Here is a 20,810-nt window from a genome sequence, read left to right as displayed (position 1 = left end):
GCCTCCTTAAACCGTCAGGACCACACAGCTATCGGTATCCCAGCAGAGGCGCACTTCGTCACCCCAGGTTGGCGTACCTTTCCGATAACGGTAAGCATTCTGCAGCTGCGCGCTGATCATCTGACCGCTATGCAGGCGTACGTGATAGATAGAGAGATCGCCGAGATAGGCGATGTGCACCACTTCGCCTACGGCAAAGTTGCAGCCGTCCGCCGGCACCTCTTCGCACAGCATCACTTTTTCCGGACGCAGGGCGACATGCACCGGCACGTTTTCCGTTATGGAGATATCGGACTGCACCTTGAGCGGATGCATCAGTCCGGGGCTGTCGATCACCAGACCATCTTCCTGACGCTCGCGCAGCAATCCTTCAAACACGTTCACCGAGCCGATAAATTCGGCGCTGTAACGGCTGGTCGGATGCTCGTAGATCTCTTCCGGCTCGCCAATCTGTACGAACTTGCCGCGATTCATGATGGCGATACGGCCCGCCATGGTCATCGCCTCTTCCTGATCGTGGGTCACCATCACGCAGGTCGCGCCGACACGCTCAAGAATATCCACCACTTCCAGCTGCATACGATCGCGCAGCTTTTTGTCCAGCGCGCCCATAGGCTCATCCAGCAGCAGCAGCTTGGGCCGTTTCGCCAGGCTGCGCGCCAGCGCCACGCGCTGACGCTGACCGCCGGAAAGCTGATGCGGCTTGCGTTTAGCAAATTCCTGCATATGCACCAGCGTCAGCATCTCCTGCACGCGGCTGCCGATCTCATCCTTCGGCAGCTTGTCCTGCTTGAGGCCAAAAGCGATGTTCTGCTCTACCGTCATGTGCGGGAACAGCGCATAGCTCTGGAACATCATATTGATGGGACGCTGATAGGGCGGCACATGGGAAAGATCCTGTCCGTCCAGCACTATCTGGCCGCTGGTCGGCGCTTCAAAGCCCGCCAGCATACGCAACAGGGTCGATTTGCCGCAGCCGGACGCGCCCAGCAGGGCGAAAATCTCCCCTTTATAAATGGTGAGGCTGACATCATCCACGGCGTGCTGGCCATCAAAGGATTTCGTCAGGTTGCGGATCTCCAGCAGCGGCGTTAACGCCTTTGCGGTTTTATTTTGAGGACGGGGAATCGGGTCGTTCACTAACATTAATCTCCGGCGCTAAGCGGCCAGCCGCTAAAAATGGCACAACAGAGGCCATGACCGCGCCTCTGTTGCCGTATTGTTGAAGCGAATTCGTTCAGGACGAACTACTTACCACTTTTTACTTTAGTCCATGCACGGGTACGCACACGATCCAGTTTCGGATCCTGCACTTTCAGCACAAACAATTTCGCCATGGTTTCCGCATTCGGGAAGATACCGGGGTTGTTACGCACGTCGGCGTTAACCAACGGCAGCGACGCTTTGTTTCCGCTGGCGTAGAACACTTTATTTGAGATATCCGCCATCACTTTCGGATCCATGATGTAATTCAGCCACTGGTAGGCTTCATCAAGGTTTTTCGCATCTTTCGGAATCGCCATCATGTCAAAGAACGCCAGCGCGCCCTCTTTCGGGATGCTGTAGGCCAGATGCACGCCGTTTTTCGCTTCGTCAGCACGATTTTTCGCTTGCAGCACATCGCCCGCCCAGCCAATCGCCACGCAGGTGTTACCGTTCGCCAGGTCGTTAATGTACTGTGACGAGTGGAAATAACGGATATTCGGACGCAGCTTCAGCAGCAAATCAGTGGCGGCACCGGAATAATCTTTCGCATCGGAACTGTTAGGATCTTTACCCAGATAGTTCAGCACGGTGGCAAAAATCTCTTCCGGGGCATCGAGGAAGGAAACGCCGCAGCTTTTGAGTTTTTCCAGATTTTCCGGCTTCAGCACCAGATCCCAGCTGTCTACCGGCGCATCTTTGCCCAGCACCGCTTTCACTTTATCGACGTTATAGCCGATGCCGGTGGTCGCCCACAGGTAGGGAATGGCATATTTGTTGCCAGGATCGTGCTGCGCCACCTTTGCCAGCAGCGCCGGATCGAGGTTTTTGTAGTTCGGCAGCTTGCTCTTGTCGAGCGGCTGGAACACGCCGGACTGCAGCTGACGCGCCAGGAAGCTGGAGGATGGCACCACCACGTCATAGCCAGTGCTGCCCGCCATCAGTTTGCCTTCCAGCACTTCGTTGGAATCGAACACATCGTAGACCACTTTAATACCGGTCTGCTTCTGGAAGTTGGGCACGGTGTCCGGCGAAATATAATCGGACCAGTTATAAACGTGCACCGTCTTCTCTTCTGCCATAGCGCCAGCGGAAACCGCCATCAGCACGCCAGCAACCACACCTGACAACCATTTTTTACGTTGGTTGAACATCTTCCTTCCTCCTGAGCGGGGTCATTACAACTCGGCAGAATAAGCGATCGGGACGTTGCGCTTTTCTGTAAATGTACAGGCACACAATGAATCAATATTCACTGCGAGTTTAATAGAAAAAACCTATGCCTGCGCTGACGTTGCCTGTGTTACGCAGCCCCGCAAGAATAGCCGCCCTGATACCTCTGTACCATACCTCAGCGTAAAAAACGCCTTTTAGCGATATTTTATGCATGTTTCTGCTATGGGGTTCGGCTTACATGGCATAAAGCACGACAAATATCTGGCATCAGCGGGCGAAATGCAGAATAAAAAGTGGTGGTCAGAAAATGAAAACTGCCGCAAAAAGCGGCAGTTATGATGGTGTGAAATCAGTGAAGCATAGGATGGCTGAGTAAAGGCGGCTGACGCTCTTCTTCCTCCTCGCCTATCATCAGCAGATTGTTGGCGAAAGCTTCCATGATCACCATCGATACCTGCTCTTCGCTCTGTTTCATAAAGCTGGCGAACTGGCCAAAGGTCAAACCGGCGCTGGTACTAAGGGACTGGCAAACGATCAGCTTCGGCAGATTGTCGTCCTGAATATCAAGAAAAGCTTTCACCGTCAGCGAACTGGCGTTGATTTGGGAAAGATCGCCAGCTAACGGAATCAACGCGGTGGGTTTCACCTCCGCCAGAGCAGAAAACAGAATGACGTTATCCACCAGATCGATTTTGGCATCGAATACGCCTTCAAAATTCTGCATATGCGGAAGATGCAGCGCCTGACAGGCGTCGCACTCAAACCAGGTGATATTTTGTTGATCCAGCCAGCGGCGCAGTACGTCGATATCCGGAACGACAAGAGAATCCATCATGATGTCTCGTGGGGTGAAGAAATAAGCGCCTTAGCTTACGGAAAAAACCGCGTCAATGCCACGAAAACTGCCCCAAAACCGCGCTCAGCCCCCGGTTTTAAGACGAAAGCCCGGTTGCGCATGCTGCTCGATCCAGTCGATCATCATTGCGGCGATGTTGACTCCGGTAGTGGCTTCAATGCCTTCCAGGCCCGGCGAGGCGTTGACTTCCATCACCAGCGGACCACGGCGCGCGCGCAGAATATCGACGCCCGCCACTTCCAGCCCCAGCGTGGCGGCGGCCTTTACCGCAATCTCCCGCTCCTGCGGCGTAATCTCCACCGGGTGGGCTTTGCCGCCGCGGTGCAGATTAGAGCGAAAATCGCCCTCTTTCGCTTCCCGTTCCATCGCGGCCACCACGTTATCGCCTATCACCAGGCAGCGGATATCCCGCCCCTGCGCCTCTTTGATGAACTCCTGGACAAGGATATGGGCCTTGAGGCCGCGAAAGGCGTCGATAACGCTCTCCGCCGCCTGGCGGGTCTCCGCCAGCACCACGCCGATGCCCTGCGTGCCCTCCACCAGCTTCACCACCAGCGGTGCGCCGCCTACCATCTCAATCAGATCGCGGGTGTCGTCCGGCGAAGAGGCGAAGCCGGTCACCGGCATATCGATACCTTCGCGCGCCAGCAGCTGCAGCGAGCGCAGCTTGTCGCGCGCGCGGATAATCGCTACCGACTCGTTGAGCGGGTAGCTGCCGCACATTTCAAACTGGCGCAGCACCGCCGTGCCGTAAAAGGTGATGGCAGGACCGATACGCGGGATAACCGCATGGAAATGTCCCAGCGGCTCGCCGCAGTAGTGCACCGCCGGCGAGGCGGGATAGATATTCATATAACAGGAGAGCGGATCGAGAATTTGCACGTCATGGCCGCGTTGTTCAGCAACCTCGCGCAGACGCCTGCAGGAGTAAAGCAAACCGTCACGCGACAAGATGGCAATCTTCACCCTGACCTCTCCTGAATGAAAGGATTAGCGCGTCGCCCAGCCCTGCTGATGCAGATAGTCGAGCATAAACGGACGCGTTTCCTTGATGATCAGACGCTGAATCAGCTCGCTCCAGGTTTCGGAACGCTGGTTGCTGTCGCGCTGCTGATAATAGATGCTGGTGCGACTATCGTAATCGGCCAGCACCGCCGGATCCACCGCCTGATACTGATTTTCATGTACCAGCATCGCCTGCGGGATACGCGGTTTGACGTCCGGCACGGAATCCGGGTAGCCGATACAGAAACCAAACAGCGGCAGCACAAACTTCGGCAGGCCCAGCAGTTCGGTCACCTCGGCCATGCTGTTGCGGATCCCGCCGATAAACACGCCGCCCAGACCAAGGGATTCAGCGGCCACCATGGCATTTTGCGCCATCAACGCGGTATCCACACAGCCCAGCAGCAGCTGTTCGGCACGTCCCAGCTGCGCATCAGGACAGATTTGCAGATGGCGGTTGAAGTCAGCGCAAAACACCCAAAATTCGGCGGCCTGCGCCACCCACGGCTGACCGCCGGTCAGGTTCACCAGTTTGTCGCGCTTCGCCTTATCGGTAATGCGAATAATCGACGAGCACTGTAAAAAGCTGGAGGTGGAGGCCGATTGCGCGGCGGCAATAATGGCTTCACGCTGCTCTTCACCCATCGGCTGGTCGGTAAAAGAACGAATCGAGCGGTGGCTGCGCAGTAAATCTATGGTCGGCGTCATGACAATCTCCGGCAATGGGTAAATTATTTCTTTTTGTTCGCGTTACCAAACAGCTGCGGCGCCATCGCTTTGGCGGTGCGCCACATCATAAGCCAGGCGGCCGGCAACATCAGCAGAACGCCGATGATAAGCAGCGCCGTGGCCAGGGTTTTGCTGTCGAAGCTTGCCGTCAGCGGCAGCCAACCGTTCAGCAGCAGAATCGAAAGCAGCAGCATAATGCCGCCGATAGCCTCCAGAATCAGCACCGGCTTCGGTAAGGTGGCAAGGGTTCGCATGCGGGCAATCTCCAGCGTAACGCGGTTCGATAAACCGTTTGTTATAGCCAAATGGCAGCTAAAGCATAGACGGCGGGCATTAGAGTAACAGGCATTTCCTGCTTCCTTTAAGCACTCTGAGCGGGCATCATGTTGTCCATCATTGACACTGATTTGTGACGCAGGTCACATAATCAATTCCGCAAGGAGAAAACGATGTTTGCAGTTATTTTTGGACGTTCCGGCTGCCCTTACTGCGTACGCGCGAAAGAGCTGGCGGATAAACTGACCGCAGAACGTGACGATTTTAACTACCGTTACGTCGATATTCAGGCGGAAGGCATCACAAAAGCGGATCTGGAAAAAACCGCCGGCAAACCGGTAAATACCGTGCCGCAAATTTTCCTCGATCAGCAGCACGTTGGCGGTTACACCGAGTTTGCCGCCTGGACCAAAGCGAATCTCGACGTTGAAGCCTGATTTTGTTGCTGTCTGAATGACAAACGGGCCTTGCTGGCCCGTTTTTTATCACAGCCATTATCCCAGACGGGTAAAGCAGAGCAGACGTACCAGCCTGATCGCCAGCGCACCGCAGCCTGCCCAGAACAGCGCGCTGACGCTCCAGGCGCAAAGCAGAAAGAAGCTGTGCCGCAACGGCAGCCAGTCGCTCAACACCAGTACGGCAGGCAGCGTCACGATCAGCGCCATCAGCAAGGTGCTTTTTAACGGGCTGTCGGGTCGTAATAACGCCATAAGCATTCCGGGCAGCAAAAACAGCAGCAACTCCGGTTCCCCCCGCATATTTTGTTGACTGGTCACGCTCCAGGCGTGATGCGCGAAAATAAACACCAGGCTATAGAGCAATATGCCCATAATTAACGCTGACCAGCGTTTACCGCGCTGCGACATAACAATCCTCTAATCAAAAATTAACATTATTGAAACTCAACAGATTGTCTGGTGCGTTTAAGTGGAAATAAAAAGAAACAGCTAACCCACTGATGAAAATGGAAAGGGCGGATAGCTGGGAGAGAAATTTATGATTAGAATAACCGTGCTTTACAAATTCCGATAATGCTGCGCTGGCGGCATGGATGCAGACGGTCTGCAAAAGATAGCGAAGAACAGACCACCAATCAACAGCTTACTGGTAAAAAAGAAGTTAAAGAGTGAATATTAACGTCGCAGATTTGTTAAGCGGGAATGACGTTCTGTTATTATTTGTCGTTTTAGCGCTCGGCCTCTGTTTAGGAAAGCTTCGCCTGGGTTCTGTTCAGTTAGGAAATTCCATTGGCGTATTAGTCGTTTCGTTATTACTTGGACAGCAACATTTCGCCATTAATACTGCCGCATTGAGTCTTGGCTTTATGTTGTTTATTTTTTGTGTCGGCGTGGAAGCGGGTCCCAACTTTTTTTCTATTTTCTTTCGTGACGGTAAAAATTATTTAATCCTGGCGCTGGTAATGGTGCTCAGCGCGCTGTTGCTGGCGCTGGGACTGGGCAAACTTTTTGGCTGGGATATCGGCCTGACTGCCGGCATGCTGGCGGGTTCCATGACCTCTACCCCGGTGCTGGTGGGCGCTGGCGATACGCTACGCCAGAGCATCATCGACAGCAAACAGCTCAGTCTGATGCAGGATCACCTCAGCCTGGGTTACGCCCTGACCTATCTGATCGGCCTGGTGAGTCTGATTTTCGGCGCACGCTACCTGCCTCGTCTGCAACATCAGGATCTGCCCACCTGTGCGCAGCAAATCGCCCGCGAGCGCGGCCTTGATGCCGACAGCCAGCGTAAAGTTTTTCTGCCCGTGATCCGCGCCTACCGCGTCGGCCCTGAGCTGGTGGAGTGGAGCGGCGGCAAGAATTTGCGCGAGCTGGGCATCTATCGGCAAACCGGTTGTTATATTGAGCGGATTCGGCGTAACGGTATTCTGGCTAGCCCCGACGGCGATGCGGTGCTGCAGCAGGGCGACGATATCTCGCTGGTGGGCTATCCCGATGCCCATGCGCGCCTCGATCCCAGCTTCCGTAACGGCAAAGAGGTGTTTGATCGCGATCTGCTGGATATGCGCATTGTGACCGAAGAGATTGTGGTCAAGAACCATAACGCGGTAAACAAACGCCTCAGCCAGCTTAATCTGACCGATCACGGCTGCTTTCTCAATCGGGTTATCCGCAGCCAGATTGAGATGCCGATCGATGACAGCATTATGCTGAACAAAGGCGATGTTCTGCAGGTCAGCGGCGAGGCCCGGCGCGTAAAAAGCGTGGCGGACCGCATCGGCTTCATCGCGATTCACAGCCAGATGACCGATCTGCTGGCCTTCTGCGCGTTCTTTATCGTGGGGTTGATGATCGGCATGATCACCTTCCAGTTCAGCAATTTCAGCTTCGGGATGGGCAACGCGGCGGGCCTGCTGTTTGCCGGGATCATGCTCGGCTTTTTACGGGCTAATCATCCGACCTTCGGTTACATCCCGCAGGGCGCGCTGACGATGGTAAAAGAGTTCGGTCTGATGGTCTTTATGGCTGGCGTAGGTCTGAGCGCTGGCAGCGGCATCAATCAGGGTCTGGGCAGCGACGGCGCGCTGATGCTGCTGAGCGGCCTGCTGGTTAGCCTGCTGCCGGTAGTGATCTGCTATCTGTTTGGCGCTTACGTGCTGCGCATGAACCGCGCCCTGCTGTTTGGCGCCATCATGGGCGCGCGCACCTGCGCACCTGCGATGGAAATCATCAGCGATACGGCGCGTAGCAATATTCCGGCGCTCGGCTACGCCGGCACTTACGCCATCGCTAACGTTTTGCTGACGCTTGCCGGTACCTTAATCGTTATCATCTGGCCAACGTTGCCTTTATAAAATATTTTTGACGGCGTCCAGAACTTTTTTTTTATGCGTCAGTCTCAATAATTGCCACTGCTTTTCTTTGAAATCCCCAAATTGTGGAGCCCGTTAGTCGCTGACTGACGGGTTTTTTTATGCCTGTTCGTTGGTTTAATTAAGGATTTCTTAAGCGTCGTCAGCGATGCTGTACGCGGTTTTTTTTCGCGCAACGGTCATGCTGCTGATATTAAAGTTAAACAAATCGACAATTGCGGCCTGGATTAAGAGTGCTGCCATTTACGCATAGCCGTGCCGCTTCTACGCTGGAAGCCTTATTTAGCCCGCTATTTTGTGTGGCTGAGGTGTTTATTTTTACCTGCGTGATGACGTGGGTTGACAAGACGAGGAACAGAACGCCGTGATGGATGCGTTAAACCGTATGTTATTTTTGTGGATCAATGCCACGCCCGACTCGCCCTCATGGCTGCTCAGCCTGGCGACCTTTATCGCCAAAGATTTGATTGCTATTGTGCCGCTACTGATTGTGGCGCTGTGGTTCTGGGGACCGCACGATCGTGTGCACTCGCAGCGGACGTTGGTTCTGAAAACCGGCATGGCCCTGCTCTACGCGCTCGCGATTTCCTGGTGCGTAGGCCAGTTAATTCCTCATCCGCGCCCGTTTGCGGTGGGGCTTGGTCATCAATTCCTTCACCATGCCGCTGATGATTCTTATCCCAGCGATCACGGCACCACGATTTTTACCTTTGCGCTGGCGTTTATTTTCTGGCACCGCCTGTGGTCCGGCGTGCTGCTGATGGTGCTGGGCAGCGCTATCGCCTGGTCACGCATTTACCTTGGCGTTCACTGGCCGCTGGATATGCTGGGCGGTTTTCTGGTGGGGATGCTGGGCTGTCTCGCCTCGCAGCTCGCCTGGCAGATTTACGGCCAGCGCATGCTGACGCTGCTGCATTCGCTCTACCGCGCACTGTTTGCCCTGCCGATTCGGCGGGGATGGGTTAAAAGGTAGGCGGTACGCTGGCCGCAGGGGCTCCCGGTCGCAAGGATTGCAAAGGGGCCCCTGAAACTGACTGTCGCCTGGCGGAACCCTGCGGAGCAGAAATATTCAGCCCCGGCAGCTGGCGGGTCGCTCCCTCAAAACCATTTCCCGAACAGGCCGTTAAGCTTCATCATCACAAAATCCCAAATCCGGCTGAAGAAGCCCCCTTCCTGCACCTCTTCCAGCACAACCAGCGGGCGCTGATCAACGGTTTTACCGTCAAGCTGAAAATCGATAGTGCCAACCACCTGATTTTTCTTCAACGGCGCTTCCAGCTGCGGCGAATTAAGGGTAAAGCTGGCTTTCAGATTCTTCATCTGCCCTTTCGGGATGGTGATAGCGGCATCTTTTTCCACGCCGAGATTCACTTCCCGCTTGTCGCCAAACCAGACGCGCTGCTGAGAAAAGGGCGCGTTGGCTTTGATCGGCGTCACCGTTTCGTAAAAGCGGAAGCCCCAGGTCAGCAGCTTTTCGCTTTCGCGAAAGCGAATGGCGTCGCTCTGGGTGCCCAGAACCACGGAGATCAGCCGCATATCGCCCTGCGTGGCCGAAGCCACCAAGTTATTGCCGGCGCCGGAGGTATGGCCGGTTTTCACGCCGTCAACATTAAGATTGGTGCTCCACAGCAGACGGTTACGGTTGTGCTGACGAATATTATTGAAGGTAAACTCTTTCTCTTTGTTTAGCGCATACTCTTCCGGCACGTCGCGGATCAACGCCTGGCCAATCAGCGCCATATCACGCGCGGTACTGTATTGCCCTTCGGCGTCCAGCCCGTGTACCGTCATAAAATGGGTATTTTTCAGCCCCAGCGCTTTCACATAATTATTCATCAAACCGATAAACGACTCCTGACTGCCCGCCACGTAATCGGCCAGCGCGATACAGGCATCGTTGCCGGATTGAATCACAATGCCCTTATTCAGCTCCGACACCGGAATGCGATCGCCGGGCTTAAGGAACATCAGCGACGAACCTTTTAGTTTCGGATTGCCCGTAGCCCAGGCGTCCTGCCCCACCGTCACCATATCGTCGCGTGTGATCTTGCCCGATTTGATCGCCTGACCCACCACGTAGCTGGTCATCATTTTGGTCAGGCTGGCGGGGTCCAGCCGCTCATCCGCAGCAGATTCCGTCAGGACTTTACCGCTGGCGTAATCCATCAGAATCCAGGCTTTCGCCTCGATTTGCGGCGCGGCGGGCGCCTGTTCGGCTAACGTGGTGGCAGGCACAAGGAGAAGCAGAGCACCAGAGGCGGCAGCGTGCCGCAGGCGGAATGAAATGGGTTTGTTTGTCATGGAGGCGACCAGATTGTCCTTATAAAAACGCAGCTCTTCACACGCAGAAAGCGCACAAGCTACGACGCTAACCGTTAAGCGCGGTGAAAAAAACCGTTCAATCGTAAAGTTATCCAGGTTTTCTTAGAGTAACCCTGGCATTCGCCGCATGCTGACGCCACTTTTAGCGCACCGGCGCGCACAGAAATTTGCGTTAAATTCCGAATTTTCGCAGAACAGTTAAGCCCGTCACAAATATCCGCTAATCTGAATTCAGTCAGTTGAGGAGAATCACCATGGATTTAGCCCTTTTCGATCTGGATGAAACCCTGATTTGCGAAGACAGCACCAGTCTGTGGCTGCGCTGGCTGGTATCCCAGGGTTTTGCTCCGGCAGATTTAATAGCGGAAGAGCAGGCATTGATGACGCAGTATTATGCCGGCACGCTCTCAATAGAAGAGTACATGAATAAAACGCTCTCTCCGTTAACCGGTATGGGCACCCTGACGGTCAGCGGCTGGGTGCGTCGCTTTATTCATCGGGACATTATGCCGCGCGTTTTCCCCGCCGCGCGTGAGCGTATCGCCTGGCATCAGCAGCGTGGCGACAAGGTGATGATTGTCTCCGCCAGCGGCGAACATCTGGTGATCCCCATTGCTGAACGTCTCGGCGTGCATGGCGCGCTGGCGATTGGCGTAGAGATCGTTGATGACCGCTACAGCGGCATGACCTACGGCACCATGACCTATAAAGATGGCAAGGTATCGCGCCTGGCCGACTGGCGGGCGCTGCAATATGGCGAAGAGTATCAGCGCACCTGGGTCTACAGCGACTCCATGAATGACCTGCCCTTGCTGGAGCAGGCCGACCATGCGCATGTGATTAACCCGGACGCGTTATTGCATCAGGAGGCGACCCGGCGCGGCTGGGAAGTTTGCCGCTGGGTGCGTTAATCAACCCTGGGGGCGTCAGCGCCCTCCTTCAATCCTACTTTCAGCAATTTGCCGTTAGCCTCGTCGGTCAGCACGTAGAGATAACCATCCGGCCCCTGACGCACATCGCGGATGCGTTCAGCGCGGTCGGTCAGCAGCCGCTGTTCCTCTACCACTTTCTCGCCGTTGATGCTGAGACGAATCAGGCTTTTCTCCTTCAGCGCGCCGATAAACAGCGAATTTTTCCACTGTGGAAAGCGGGCGCTGTTATAGAACGCCATGCCGCTGATGGCCGGCGAGTTTTTCCAGTAAAACACCGGCTGCTCGGTGCCTTCCACTTTTCCCCCTTTCGACTCGGGAACTTTCTCCCCGCTATAGTCGATACCCCAGGTCGCCAGCGGCCAGCCATAGTTTTTGCCTTTTTCCGGAATATTGACCTCATCGCCGCCGCGCGGCCCGTGCTCGCTCTCCCACATCTGATGCGTCCAGGGATTCAGCGTCAGCCCCTGAGGATTGCGCATGCCTGATGTCCAGATTTCAGGGCGGGCATTTTTCTGGCCCACAAAAGGATTGTCCTGCGGCACTGAACCGTCGGCGTTCAGGCGCAGGATTTTTCCCTGCAGCTGGTTAAGATCCTGCGCCGTGCTGCTGTGGAAGCTGTCGCCAAAGGCGATCCAGAGAAAGCCGTCGCGATCGAAAGCCAGCCGGGTACCGATATTCGCGCCGCTGGAGAGTTTCGGCTCCTGACGGATCGCTACTTTAAAATCGCTGAGCTGACGGTTATCCGCGCTCAGATGGCCATAGCCCACTACCGCGCCTACCGCGCCGTCCGATCCCGCTTCGGTATAGCTGAGCCAGACGCGGCGGCTTTGAGCAAAATCGGGAGCCAGCACCACATCCAGCAGCCCGCCCTGTCGCTGCGCCCAGACTTTGGGCACCCCGGCGATGGGCTGCGACAGCCCTTGCTCCGGTTGCCAGCTGCGTAGCTGGCCCGAGCGTTCGGTAATCAGCAGCGTCTGGTTATCAGGCAGGAAGGCCACGGACCAGGGATGATCGAGCTTATCCTGCAATACCTGCACGCTGGTGTCGGCAGCAAGGAGGGGGAAGGAACCGAGCAGCGAACCGCTAAGCAACAGGGCGGCGGGAAACGGGGACATAATTCTCTCCTGTTTTGGCGTTTTGCCCATAAGGTTAGTGTTTACCCCCGCTCTGCTGCCGCGTTTTACCTTACTTTACCTGCGGGCGGGTTTGCAGCAGTGCAAACGGCGATCCCGTTACTTTTCAAATGGGAAATGAATCCCCCAACGCTGGCGGATTTCGCTCATCATGGCGACAACATCATTGGTCAGGTAGTGCAGCGGATTTTCGCCATTCGCGACCCAGCTCTCCAGCGCCGCAATCTCATATTGCAACGCGCGCGCCGTGTCCCCCGCTTCGATTAACTCGGTTTCGCCGCTTGCCCAGGTAAGCGTCGCCTGTTGAGCGCGGGGAAAGTCGTCAACGGTAATAAACCCTTTCTCCCAGGCAACAATGCCACGCTTGGGCATTCTGGCGCGAAAAGCCAGCGCCAGAGTCGCGATCTCACCCCGGCGGTTTTTCAATACAATGCCGCTCTGCTCATCCACGCCGGTAACGAATCTCTCTGCTGTGGTCAGTATCTCAGTGGGCTGCTCGCTCATAAAAAACCGGGCAAACGAAAGCGCATAGGTGCCGATATCGAGCAGCGCGCCGCCCGCCAGCGCCGGGTTAAAGAAACGATTCTGCGGATCGTCCTCTTTCAGCGAACCAAAGGAGACCTGAATCATCTTCAGCTTGCCCAGGCACCCGCTGTCAGCCAGCGTCTTAAGCTGGTGATACAGCGGCATATGAAAAAGGGTCATCGCTTCGGCAACGATCAGATTTTTCGCCTGCGCCAGTTGATTAATCTCCTCTAACTCCGCGCTGCTGACGGTAATCGCCTTTTCCACCAGCAGATGCTTGCCGTTTTCCAGCGCCTGTTTCATCAGGCCGTAGTGGCTGGCATGGGGCGTAGAGATATAGACGATGTCGATCGCTTGATCAGCAAACAGCAGGGAAAAATCATCATAGACCCGCCCAATGCCGTAACGCTGCGCGAAGGCTTCCCCCTTTTCCCGGTTACGCGCGCCGACCGCCGCGACCTGCCGCCCCATCGCCGTCATCGCCTCTGCAAACTGCTGCGCGATGGCGCCCGGTCCCACAATTGCCCAACTTAACGGATTCATTTTTCGCTCCCTTTCGCTGCATAATCTGTAAGTGTATGCGAAGGCTGATGTTATGCGGAACCCGCGACCCTCTCTTTCCCGCACAGATAACGGTATAATTTTCACCTTAAGGCATGTAAAATCGCGCGCCAAAGCTGTGCAGAACCGGAAATTGAGCCATGTCTGATACCAATACAATACTGGCGCCGCGCGTGGGATTTGTCTCACTGGGCTGTCCAAAAAATCTCGTCGACTCTGAGCGAATCCTCACCGAACTGCGGACCGAGGGCTACGAAGTCGTGCCGCGTTACGACGATGCGGAAATCGTTATCGTTAATACCTGTGGTTTTATTGACAGCGCAGTGCAGGAATCACTGGAAGCCATTGGCGAAGCGCTGAATGAAAACGGCAAGGTGATCGTCACCGGCTGCCTCGGCGCGAAAGAGAACCAGATCCGCGAAGTGCATCCGAAAGTGCTGGAGATCACCGGCCCGCATAGTTACGAGCAGGTGCTGTCGCACGTGCATCACTATGTGCCGAAGCCGCAGCACAACCCGTTCCTCAGCCTGGTGCCGGAACAGGGCGTGAAGCTGACGCCGCGTCATTACGCTTATCTGAAAATTTCCGAAGGCTGCAACCATCGCTGCACCTTCTGCATTATCCCGTCGATGCGTGGCGATCTCGACAGCCGTCCGATCGGCTCGGTGCTGGACGAAGCGAAACGTCTGGTGGAAGCGGGCGTGAAAGAGCTGCTGGTGATCTCGCAGGACACCTCGGCCTATGGCGTTGACGTTAAGCACCGTACCGGTTTCTGGAACGGCGCGCCGGTGAAAACCAGCATGGTCAGCCTGTGCGAGCAGCTGGCGAAGCTCGGCGTCTGGGTGCGTTTGCACTACGTTTACCCTTATCCGCACGTGGATGATGTGATTCCGCTGATGGCGGAAGGTAAAATTCTGCCTTACCTCGACATCCCGTTGCAGCACGCCAGTCCGCGTATCCTCAAGCTGATGAAGCGTCCGGGCGCGGTTGAGCGTACTCTGGAACGCATCAAGCGCTGGCGTGAAATTTGTCCCGAGCTGACGCTGCGCTCGACCTTTATCGTCGGCTTTCCGGGCGAAACCGAGGAAGACTTCCGGATGCTGCTGGACTTCCTGAAGGAAGCGCGTCTCGATCGCGTTGGCTGCTTCAAATACAGCCCGGTAGAAGGGGCAACCGCTAACCAGCTGCCGGATCAAGTGCCGGAATCGGTTAAAGAAGAGCGTTACGATCGCTTTATGCAGCTTCAGCAGCAGATCTCCACTGAACGCCTCCAGGAAAAAGTGGGCCGTGAAATTCTGGTGATGATCGATGAAGTGGATGAAGAAGGCGCGATTGGCCGCAGCATGGCGGACGCACCGGAAATCGACGGCGCGGTTTATCTCAACGGCGAAACCCAGCTGAAGCCGGGCGACGTGGTGCGCGTTAAGGTTGAAAACGCCGACGAGTACGATCTCTGGGGCAGCAGGGTTTAACCGTACTTCTGCTGGTGCGCTTTTTTGCGCGCCAGATAGTCCTCATCGGCCCGCAGCCGATCCCAGTATCCCTTAAAAATGGCCGCCGCAGCGGCCTTTTCTTCGTCTCTTCCCCGTGGCAGCTCGTTTCCGTCAGCATCATATTTGCGTCCGCCCTTGTGGTTGCTGTAGCGTCGCGCGCGCGTATAACCCATCTGAATGAATTTACGCGCCATATCCATACCGACAAAATCATTCTGCTCGCGGTACTTTTCAAACAGCGCCAGAATTTCGTCGGCAGATTTCTGCGCCAGCTCCACGGTGCGAAAACGCCAGTGCGGCAGGATCTCGCTTTTGTAGGGCTCTACCATCAGCACACCCTGCTCGCCGCGTCCCACCTGATAACGTTCGGGGTGCTGGCGAAAATCGGTATTGGCAAAATCCTGCTCGTAATCGAAAGGTTTCATGTTTTCAGCTTTGGATCGAGCGCGTCGCGCAGACCGTCGCCCAACAGGTTAAAGGCCAGCACCGTCAGAAAAATGGCGAGGCTGGGGAAAATCGCCACGTGCGGCGCAATCACCATATCGGCGCGCGCCTCATTGAGCATCGCGCCCCACTCCGGCGTCGGCGGCTGCGCGCCAAGACCGAGAAACGACAGGCTGGCCGCGGTGATAATCGAAGTGCCGATGCGCATGGTGAAATAGACCACAATCGACGATACCGTGCCCGGCAGAATATGGCGCATCAGGATGGTCCAGTCGGAGGCGCCAATGCTGCGCGCCGACTCGATAAACGTCTGATGCTTCAGCACCAGCGTGTTGCCGCGCACCAGGCGGGCAAAGGCCGGAATACTAAAAATCGCCACCGCCACGATGACGTTAGCCATGCCGCTGCCCATGATCGCCACCACCGCAATCGCCAGCAAAATGCCGGGAAAAGCGAACAGCACGTCGCAGACGCGCATGGTGATGCGATCCCACCACCCTTCGTAATAGCCCGCCAGCAGGCCAAACAGCGTGCCGATCACCGTGCCGATGGCGACCGAGAAGAAACCGGCAATCAGCGAGATGCGCGTTCCCACCAGCACGCGACTGAAGATATCGCGTCCCAGCGAATCCACCCCGAACCAGTGCAGAATCGACGGCCCTTCGTTAAGCCGGTCATAATCAAAGTAGTTCTCCGCGTCAAAAGGCGCAATCCAGGGCGCGATAAACGCGATGACCACCAGCAGCAGCACAAACAGCCCGGCCAGCATCGCCACATGTTGACGGCGAAAACGCCGCCAGAATTCGTACCAGGGGGTGCGCACCCGGTTGTCCGTTATCACCGGCATGGCTTTTAATGCCGCTTCGCGTCGCCAGTTTTTCATTGCGACTCCTTATTTGTAGCGAATAGCCGGGTTAATCGTCGCATAAAGCAGATCGACAACCAGATTGATAAGAATGAACTCCAGCGAGAAGAGCAGCACTTCCGCCTGAATGACCGGGTAGTCGCGCATTTCCACCGAATCCACCAGCAGTCGCCCCAGGCCTGGCCAGTTGAACACCACCTCCACCACGATCGAGCCGCCCAGCAAGAAGCCGAACTGCAACCCCATCATGGTAATCACCGGGATCATGGCGTTGCGCAGGCCATGCTTCACCACCACCAGCGATTCGCGTACCCCTTTGGCGCGCGCGGTGCGCATGTAATCTTCCTGCATCACCTCCACAAAGGAGGCGCGGGTAAAACGCGCCATCACCGCCGCAACGGCGGCGCCCAGGGTAATCGAAGGCAAGATGTAATGTTTCCAGCCGTCGGCGCCCACGGTGGGCAACCAGCCCAGCTCCACTGAGAAGACCTGCATCAGCAGCATGCCGAGAGCAAAGGCGGGAAAAGAGATGCCGGAGACGGCGAGCGTCATGCCAAGGCGATCGGGCCAGCGGTTACGCCACACGGCAGAGACGATGCCGATAGTCATGCCAAAAATCACCGCCCACACCATGCTGCTCAGCGTCAGCCAGAGCGTGGGGAAAAAGCGCGTGGCGATTTCGTCAGCAACCGGACGTTTTGATACCATCGATTGACCAAAGTCGCCCTGCAGCGCATTAAGGATAAAGTGCCAGAACTGCTGCGGCAGCGGCTGATTGAGTCCCAGCTCCTGACGTACCAGCGCCACCACCGAGGCATCCGCTTCCGGCCCGGCAATCAGACGCGCCGGATCGCCCGGCAGCAGGTGCACAAACAGAAACACCAGCACCGCCACGATCAGCAGCGTGGGGATCAACCCCAACAAGCGTTTGAAAAAATAGTTAAGCATGCGATTTCCTGCGCAGCTGACGCCAGCCCGAACCGGGCTGGCGCGACAGTTACTTCAAATCGGCCTCATCAAAATTAAACGAGGTATCGGGCATCACATAAAAACCGCTCAGCGATTTGCTGTTCGCGGAGAGCAGTTGCTCCACCACCAGCGGAATCCAGGGATGATCGTTCCAGATATGATCCTGCGCATCTTTATACAGCTTCGCTTTTTGATCGCGATCGGTGGTTTTCAACGCGTCAGCCAGATCCTTATCTACCTGCGGGTTGCTGTAGAAAGCAGTATTAAAGATCGCAGGCGGCCAGGAGGTGGTGGCGAACAGCGGCGTCAGCGCCCAGTCCGCTTCGCCGGTCGACGCTGACCAGCCGGTATAGAACATGCGTACCCCGCTCTCCTTCTGCCCCTTGCTCTCGACTTCCGCCGCGCGCTGGCCCGCATCCATTGCCGTGACTTTCACCTTCACGCCCACCTGCGCCAATTGCTGCTGGGTGAACTGCAACACTTTCTGCGCGGTGCTGTGGTTGTGAGAGGACCAGAGCGTGGTTTCAAAACCGTTTGGATAGCCCGCTTCCTTTAACAGCTCGCGCGCTTTGGCCGGATTGTAAGGCACCGGCGGATAGCTTTGGGCGAAGTCGATAGCGGGCGGCACCACGCCGGTTGCGGGCGTGGCGTAACCGGCGAAGGCGACTTTTGCCAGCGCCTGACGATTGATGGCATACTCCAGCGCCTCACGCACTTTCGGGTTATCGAAAGGCTTCTGCGTCACGTTCAGGCTGATGTAGCGCTGCATGATCGACGGCGTGGTCACCACATCAAGCTTGCTGTTTTTCTCCAGCAGTTTGGCCTGCTCGAACGGCACCGGAAAGGCGAAACTCGCTTCGCCGGTTTGCAACATCGCGGCGCGCGTATTGTTGTCCACCACCGGGCGCCAGGTAATGCTGTCCAGCTTCGGATAGCCCTTTTTCCAGTAGCCGTCCCACTTGCTCACCTTGACGAAATCGGTCTGATTCCAGGTAACAAACTGATAAGGGCCGGTGCCCACCGGATGGAAGCCAATCTCTTTGCCATATTTCTTCAGCGCGGTGGGAGAAATCATCGCCGCAGCCGGATGCGCCAGGTTATTGATAAACGCGGAGAACGGCTGCTTCAGGGTGATTTTCACCGTAGTGGGATCCACCACTTCGGTGGTGCCGATGTATTTAAACAGGTTGTAGCGTTTGAGATGATTATCCGGGTCGCTGGCGCGATCGAGGTTAACCTTTACAGCTTCAGCGTTAAAATCGCTGCCGTCCTGGAATTTAATGCCGGAGCGCAGTTTGATGGTGTAGGTCAGGCCATCGGCGCTCGCCTGATAGCTTTCCGCCAGCACGTTAGTCAGCTTCATATCTTTATCGAAGCCAAACAGTCCCTGGTAGAAAGATTTCGCTACCGCCTGAGACAGCGTGTCGTTGGCATCGTAAGGATCCAGCGTGGTGAAGTTTGATGCCACGGCGATGACCGCATCTTTTGCCGCCCAGGCGGGCAGCGCAATGACGCTGCTCAGCAATCCGGCGGTCAACAAACTTTTACGCGTCATGTTGATCATGTTACTCGTTCTCCTGTCAGTGCGTGTCGCCGGTGCGGCGATATCGGTAATGCTTTGCGCGTTAACTTCCGCAGATGCCGTGACGCGCCACAAAATGTCCCGGCGAAACTTCCAGCAGCGGCGCGACTTCCGGCTCGTCGCCCAGCGGACGAATCGGACTGGGAATTTCATCCACCAGCAACGCGCGTTCGCGTCGGCGATGCGCCGGATCGGCCACCGGCACGGCGGCCATCAGCTTTTTGGTATAGGGGTGCTGCGGCTGTTCAAATACCGCCTGGCGCGGCCCGATCTCAACAATCTGCCCCAGATACATCACCGCCACGCGATGGCTGATCCGTTCCACCACCGCCATATCGTGTGAGATAAACAGAAAGGCGATGCCGAATTCACGTTGCAGATCGAGCATCAGGTTAATGATTTGCGCCTGAATCGAGACGTCGAGCGCGGAAACGGATTCGTCAGCAATCACTACCTTAGGATTCAGCGCCAGCGCGCGGGCGATGCAGATACGCTGACGCTGGCCGCCGGAAAATTCATGGGGATAGCGCTGCGCATGTTCCGGCAGCAGGCCGACGCGCTCCAGCAGGCAGGCAACGCGCTTTTCCGCCTCGCGGCGTCCCATGATCTTGTGCACCAGCAGCGGCTCCATAATGGAGAAGCCGACGGTAAGACGTGGATCGAGCGAGGCGTAAGGATCCTGAAAGATAAACTGGATATCGCGTCGCAGATGGGCCAGCGCCGCTCCCTGCAATTGATCGATGCGCTGGCCGTTAAAGGTGATGGTGCCGCCCTGGCTGGCGACCAGCCGCAGCAGCGACCGTCCGGTGGTGGATTTGCCGCAGCCCGACTCCCCGACCAACGCCAGGGTTTCACCGGCGCGCAGATCGAAACTCACCTTCTCTACCGCGTGCACGCGGCGCTTTACGCGGTTAAACAGCCCGCCGCGAATATCAAAGCGCGTTACCAGCTCGCGCACCTGCAAAATCGGCTCGCCTCCGTAGCGTACCGTATCCTGCGGCGCGCGCGTTGTTGAGGCTTCGCCACTGTGCAATAACGGGAACTTTGCCGGCAGCGGCTGGCCGCGCATGGAACCCAGCTTCGGCACCGCCGCCAGCAGCGCACGGGTATAGGGCTGCTGCGGCTGGTCGAACAGCTGCTGCACCGGCGCGGTTTCCACCACGTCGCCGCGATACATCACCTGTACGCGATCGGCCATCTCCGCCACTACCCCCATATCGTGGGTAATAAAGATGACGCCCATCTGCATCTCTTTTTGCAGCACGCGGATCAGCTGCAGAATCTGCGCCTGGATGGTGACGTCCAGCGCGGTGGTGGGTTCGTCAGCAATCAGCAGCGCCGGTTTGCAGGAGAGCGCCATGGCGATCATCACGCGCTGCCGCATCCCGCCGGAGAGCTGGTGAGGAAAGCGCGACAGCACGTTTTGCGCTTCCGGGATGCGCACCAGATCGAGCATCCGCCGCGCTTCCGCCAGCGCCTGCTGGTGGCTTTTGCCCTGATGCAGACGCACCGATTCCGCAATCTGCTCGCCCACCGGGAACACTGGATTGAGCGAGGTCATCGGCTCCTGAAAAATCATCGCCATATCGGCGCCGCGCACCCGGCGCATCTGCGAGGCGGAGGCGCGCATGACATCCAGCATGTCACCGTTGCGGCGACGCAGCAGGATTTCGCCGCTCATCTCACCGCCCGTCTGTTCTATCAGCCGCATCAGCGCCAGCGACGTCACCGATTTTCCCGAACCCGATTCGCCTACCAGCGCCAGCGTTTCGCCGCGCCTGACGTCAAGGGAGAGCTGGCGCACCGCTTCAGTGACGCGCCCCTCATGCTGAAAGTTAACGCTGAGCTGCCGCACCGCCAGTACCTGATCGTCCGGAAGCTGCGCGGTTCGCTGCCTCTCCGTCAT

At 56.6% G+C, this 20,810-nt stretch carries 20 protein-coding genes; 5 read left to right on the top strand and 15 right to left on the bottom strand.

Translation table 11 applies throughout. The features are described from left to right. Nucleotides 1-6 precede the first annotated feature (6 nt). The 6 genes from potG to ABU178_RS07150 form a co-directional block, all read right to left on the bottom strand. The gene (gene potG, locus ABU178_RS07175) at nucleotides 7-1,140 is read right to left on the bottom strand and encodes a putrescine ABC transporter ATP-binding subunit PotG (protein WP_397215728.1); all 1,134 of its coding nucleotides are present in this window, start codon (nucleotides 1,138-1,140) and stop codon (nucleotides 7-9) included. Between the two features lie 107 nt (nucleotides 1,141-1,247). Further along, on the bottom strand, nucleotides 1,248-2,357 hold the full coding sequence (potF, locus tag ABU178_RS07170) for a spermidine/putrescine ABC transporter substrate-binding protein PotF (protein ID WP_397213346.1): 1,110 nt from the start codon (nucleotides 2,355-2,357) through the stop codon (nucleotides 1,248-1,250). A 371-nt stretch (nucleotides 2,358-2,728) separates the two neighbouring features. Further along, nucleotides 2,729-3,211 (bottom strand): YbjN domain-containing protein, encoded by a 483-nt coding sequence (locus tag ABU178_RS07165; protein ID WP_397215727.1) that lies wholly within the window; start codon nucleotides 3,209-3,211, stop codon nucleotides 2,729-2,731. Nucleotides 3,212-3,298: 87 nt separating this feature from the next. Next, a complete protein-coding gene (rimK, locus tag ABU178_RS07160; RefSeq protein WP_397213344.1) occupies nucleotides 3,299-4,201 on the bottom strand; it encodes a 30S ribosomal protein S6--L-glutamate ligase in 903 nt (300 codons plus the stop codon). 24 nt (nucleotides 4,202-4,225) lie between these two features. Continuing rightward, nucleotides 4,226-4,948 (bottom strand): oxygen-insensitive NADPH nitroreductase, encoded by a 723-nt coding sequence (gene nfsA, locus ABU178_RS07155; protein WP_397213342.1) that lies wholly within the window; start codon nucleotides 4,946-4,948, stop codon nucleotides 4,226-4,228. A 23-nt stretch (nucleotides 4,949-4,971) separates the two neighbouring features. Next, the gene (locus ABU178_RS07150) at nucleotides 4,972-5,223 is read right to left on the bottom strand and encodes a DUF1418 family protein (protein ID WP_397213340.1); all 252 of its coding nucleotides are present in this window, start codon (nucleotides 5,221-5,223) and stop codon (nucleotides 4,972-4,974) included. 195 nt (nucleotides 5,224-5,418) lie between these two features. Between ABU178_RS07150 and ABU178_RS07145 the strand changes: the two genes are divergently transcribed. After that, nucleotides 5,419-5,682, top strand: coding sequence for a GrxA family glutaredoxin (locus ABU178_RS07145; RefSeq protein WP_397213338.1), 264 nt, complete (start codon nucleotides 5,419-5,421; stop codon nucleotides 5,680-5,682). Between the two features lie 57 nt (nucleotides 5,683-5,739). Here the strand turns inward: ABU178_RS07145 and ybjM are convergent, their stop codons facing one another. Further along, a complete protein-coding gene (gene ybjM, locus ABU178_RS07140) occupies nucleotides 5,740-6,111 on the bottom strand; it encodes an inner membrane protein YbjM (protein ID WP_397213336.1) in 372 nt (123 codons plus the stop codon). A gap of 260 nt (nucleotides 6,112-6,371) precedes the next feature. Between ybjM and ABU178_RS07135 the strand changes: the two genes are divergently transcribed. After that, complete coding sequence (locus ABU178_RS07135) at nucleotides 6,372-8,060, top strand: aspartate:alanine antiporter (RefSeq protein WP_397213334.1); 1,689 nt, start codon at nucleotides 6,372-6,374, stop codon at nucleotides 8,058-8,060. Between the two features lie 385 nt (nucleotides 8,061-8,445). Beyond that, nucleotides 8,446-9,051, top strand: coding sequence for an undecaprenyl-diphosphate phosphatase (gene ybjG / locus ABU178_RS07130; protein ID WP_397215725.1), 606 nt, complete (start codon nucleotides 8,446-8,448; stop codon nucleotides 9,049-9,051). A 125-nt stretch (nucleotides 9,052-9,176) separates the two neighbouring features. On the opposite strand, the gene ABU178_RS07125 is transcribed toward ybjG, so the two are convergent. Continuing rightward, nucleotides 9,177-10,379 carry a serine hydrolase gene (locus ABU178_RS07125; RefSeq protein WP_397213332.1) on the bottom strand — a complete coding sequence of 401 codons (1,203 nt, stop codon included), beginning with the start codon at nucleotides 10,377-10,379 and terminating at the stop codon, nucleotides 9,177-9,179. A gap of 275 nt (nucleotides 10,380-10,654) precedes the next feature. On the opposite strand from ABU178_RS07125, the gene ABU178_RS07120 reads away from it, so the two are divergent. Then, on the top strand, nucleotides 10,655-11,311 hold the full coding sequence (locus ABU178_RS07120) for an HAD family hydrolase (protein WP_397213330.1): 657 nt from the start codon (nucleotides 10,655-10,657) through the stop codon (nucleotides 11,309-11,311). Here ABU178_RS07120 and ABU178_RS07115 read toward each other — a convergent pair. Then, nucleotides 11,308-12,447: a PQQ-dependent sugar dehydrogenase gene (locus ABU178_RS07115; RefSeq protein ID WP_397213328.1), complete on the bottom strand. Its 1,140-nt coding sequence runs from the start codon at nucleotides 12,445-12,447 to the stop codon at nucleotides 11,308-11,310. The genes ABU178_RS07120 and ABU178_RS07115 overlap by 4 nt on opposite strands. A 117-nt stretch (nucleotides 12,448-12,564) precedes the next feature. Further along, nucleotides 12,565-13,533, bottom strand: a complete 969-nt coding sequence (locus tag ABU178_RS07110) for a Gfo/Idh/MocA family protein (RefSeq protein WP_397213326.1) — start codon at nucleotides 13,531-13,533, stop codon at nucleotides 12,565-12,567. A 158-nt stretch (nucleotides 13,534-13,691) separates the two neighbouring features. On the opposite strand from ABU178_RS07110, the gene rimO reads away from it, so the two are divergent. Continuing rightward, the gene (rimO, locus tag ABU178_RS07105) at nucleotides 13,692-15,023 is read left to right on the top strand and encodes a 30S ribosomal protein S12 methylthiotransferase RimO (RefSeq protein ID WP_397213324.1); all 1,332 of its coding nucleotides are present in this window, start codon (nucleotides 13,692-13,694) and stop codon (nucleotides 15,021-15,023) included. Here the strand turns inward: rimO and ABU178_RS07100 are convergent. From ABU178_RS07100 to gsiA, 5 genes are all read right to left on the bottom strand, one after another. Beyond that, entirely contained in the window at nucleotides 15,020-15,469 is a 450-nt protein-coding gene (locus ABU178_RS07100) for a DUF4385 domain-containing protein (protein WP_397213322.1), read from the bottom strand. The genes rimO and ABU178_RS07100 overlap by 4 nt on opposite strands. Beyond that, on the bottom strand, nucleotides 15,466-16,371 hold the full coding sequence (gene gsiD, locus ABU178_RS07095; RefSeq protein WP_397213320.1) for a glutathione ABC transporter permease GsiD: 906 nt from the start codon (nucleotides 16,369-16,371) through the stop codon (nucleotides 15,466-15,468). Before gsiD ends, ABU178_RS07100 begins: the two co-directional genes overlap by 4 nt. A 9-nt stretch (nucleotides 16,372-16,380) precedes the next feature. Continuing rightward, nucleotides 16,381-17,301 (bottom strand): glutathione ABC transporter permease GsiC, encoded by a 921-nt coding sequence (gene gsiC, locus ABU178_RS07090; RefSeq protein ID WP_397213318.1) that lies wholly within the window; start codon nucleotides 17,299-17,301, stop codon nucleotides 16,381-16,383. Nucleotides 17,302-17,350: 49 nt separating this feature from the next. Continuing rightward, the gene (gene gsiB, locus ABU178_RS07085; protein ID WP_397213316.1) at nucleotides 17,351-18,886 is read right to left on the bottom strand and encodes a glutathione ABC transporter substrate-binding protein GsiB; all 1,536 of its coding nucleotides are present in this window, start codon (nucleotides 18,884-18,886) and stop codon (nucleotides 17,351-17,353) included. 61 nt (nucleotides 18,887-18,947) lie between these two features. Further along, nucleotides 18,948-20,810, bottom strand: coding sequence for a glutathione ABC transporter ATP-binding protein GsiA (gene gsiA / locus ABU178_RS07080; protein ID WP_397213314.1), 1,863 nt, complete (start codon nucleotides 20,808-20,810; stop codon nucleotides 18,948-18,950).

The organism is Pantoea osteomyelitidis (assembly GCF_044342975.1).
GTDB lineage: Bacteria > Pseudomonadota > Gammaproteobacteria > Enterobacterales > Enterobacteriaceae > Pantoea > Pantoea osteomyelitidis.
The sequence above is the reverse complement of the archived record's forward strand: the minus strand, read 5'-3'. Positions and strand labels throughout refer to the sequence as shown.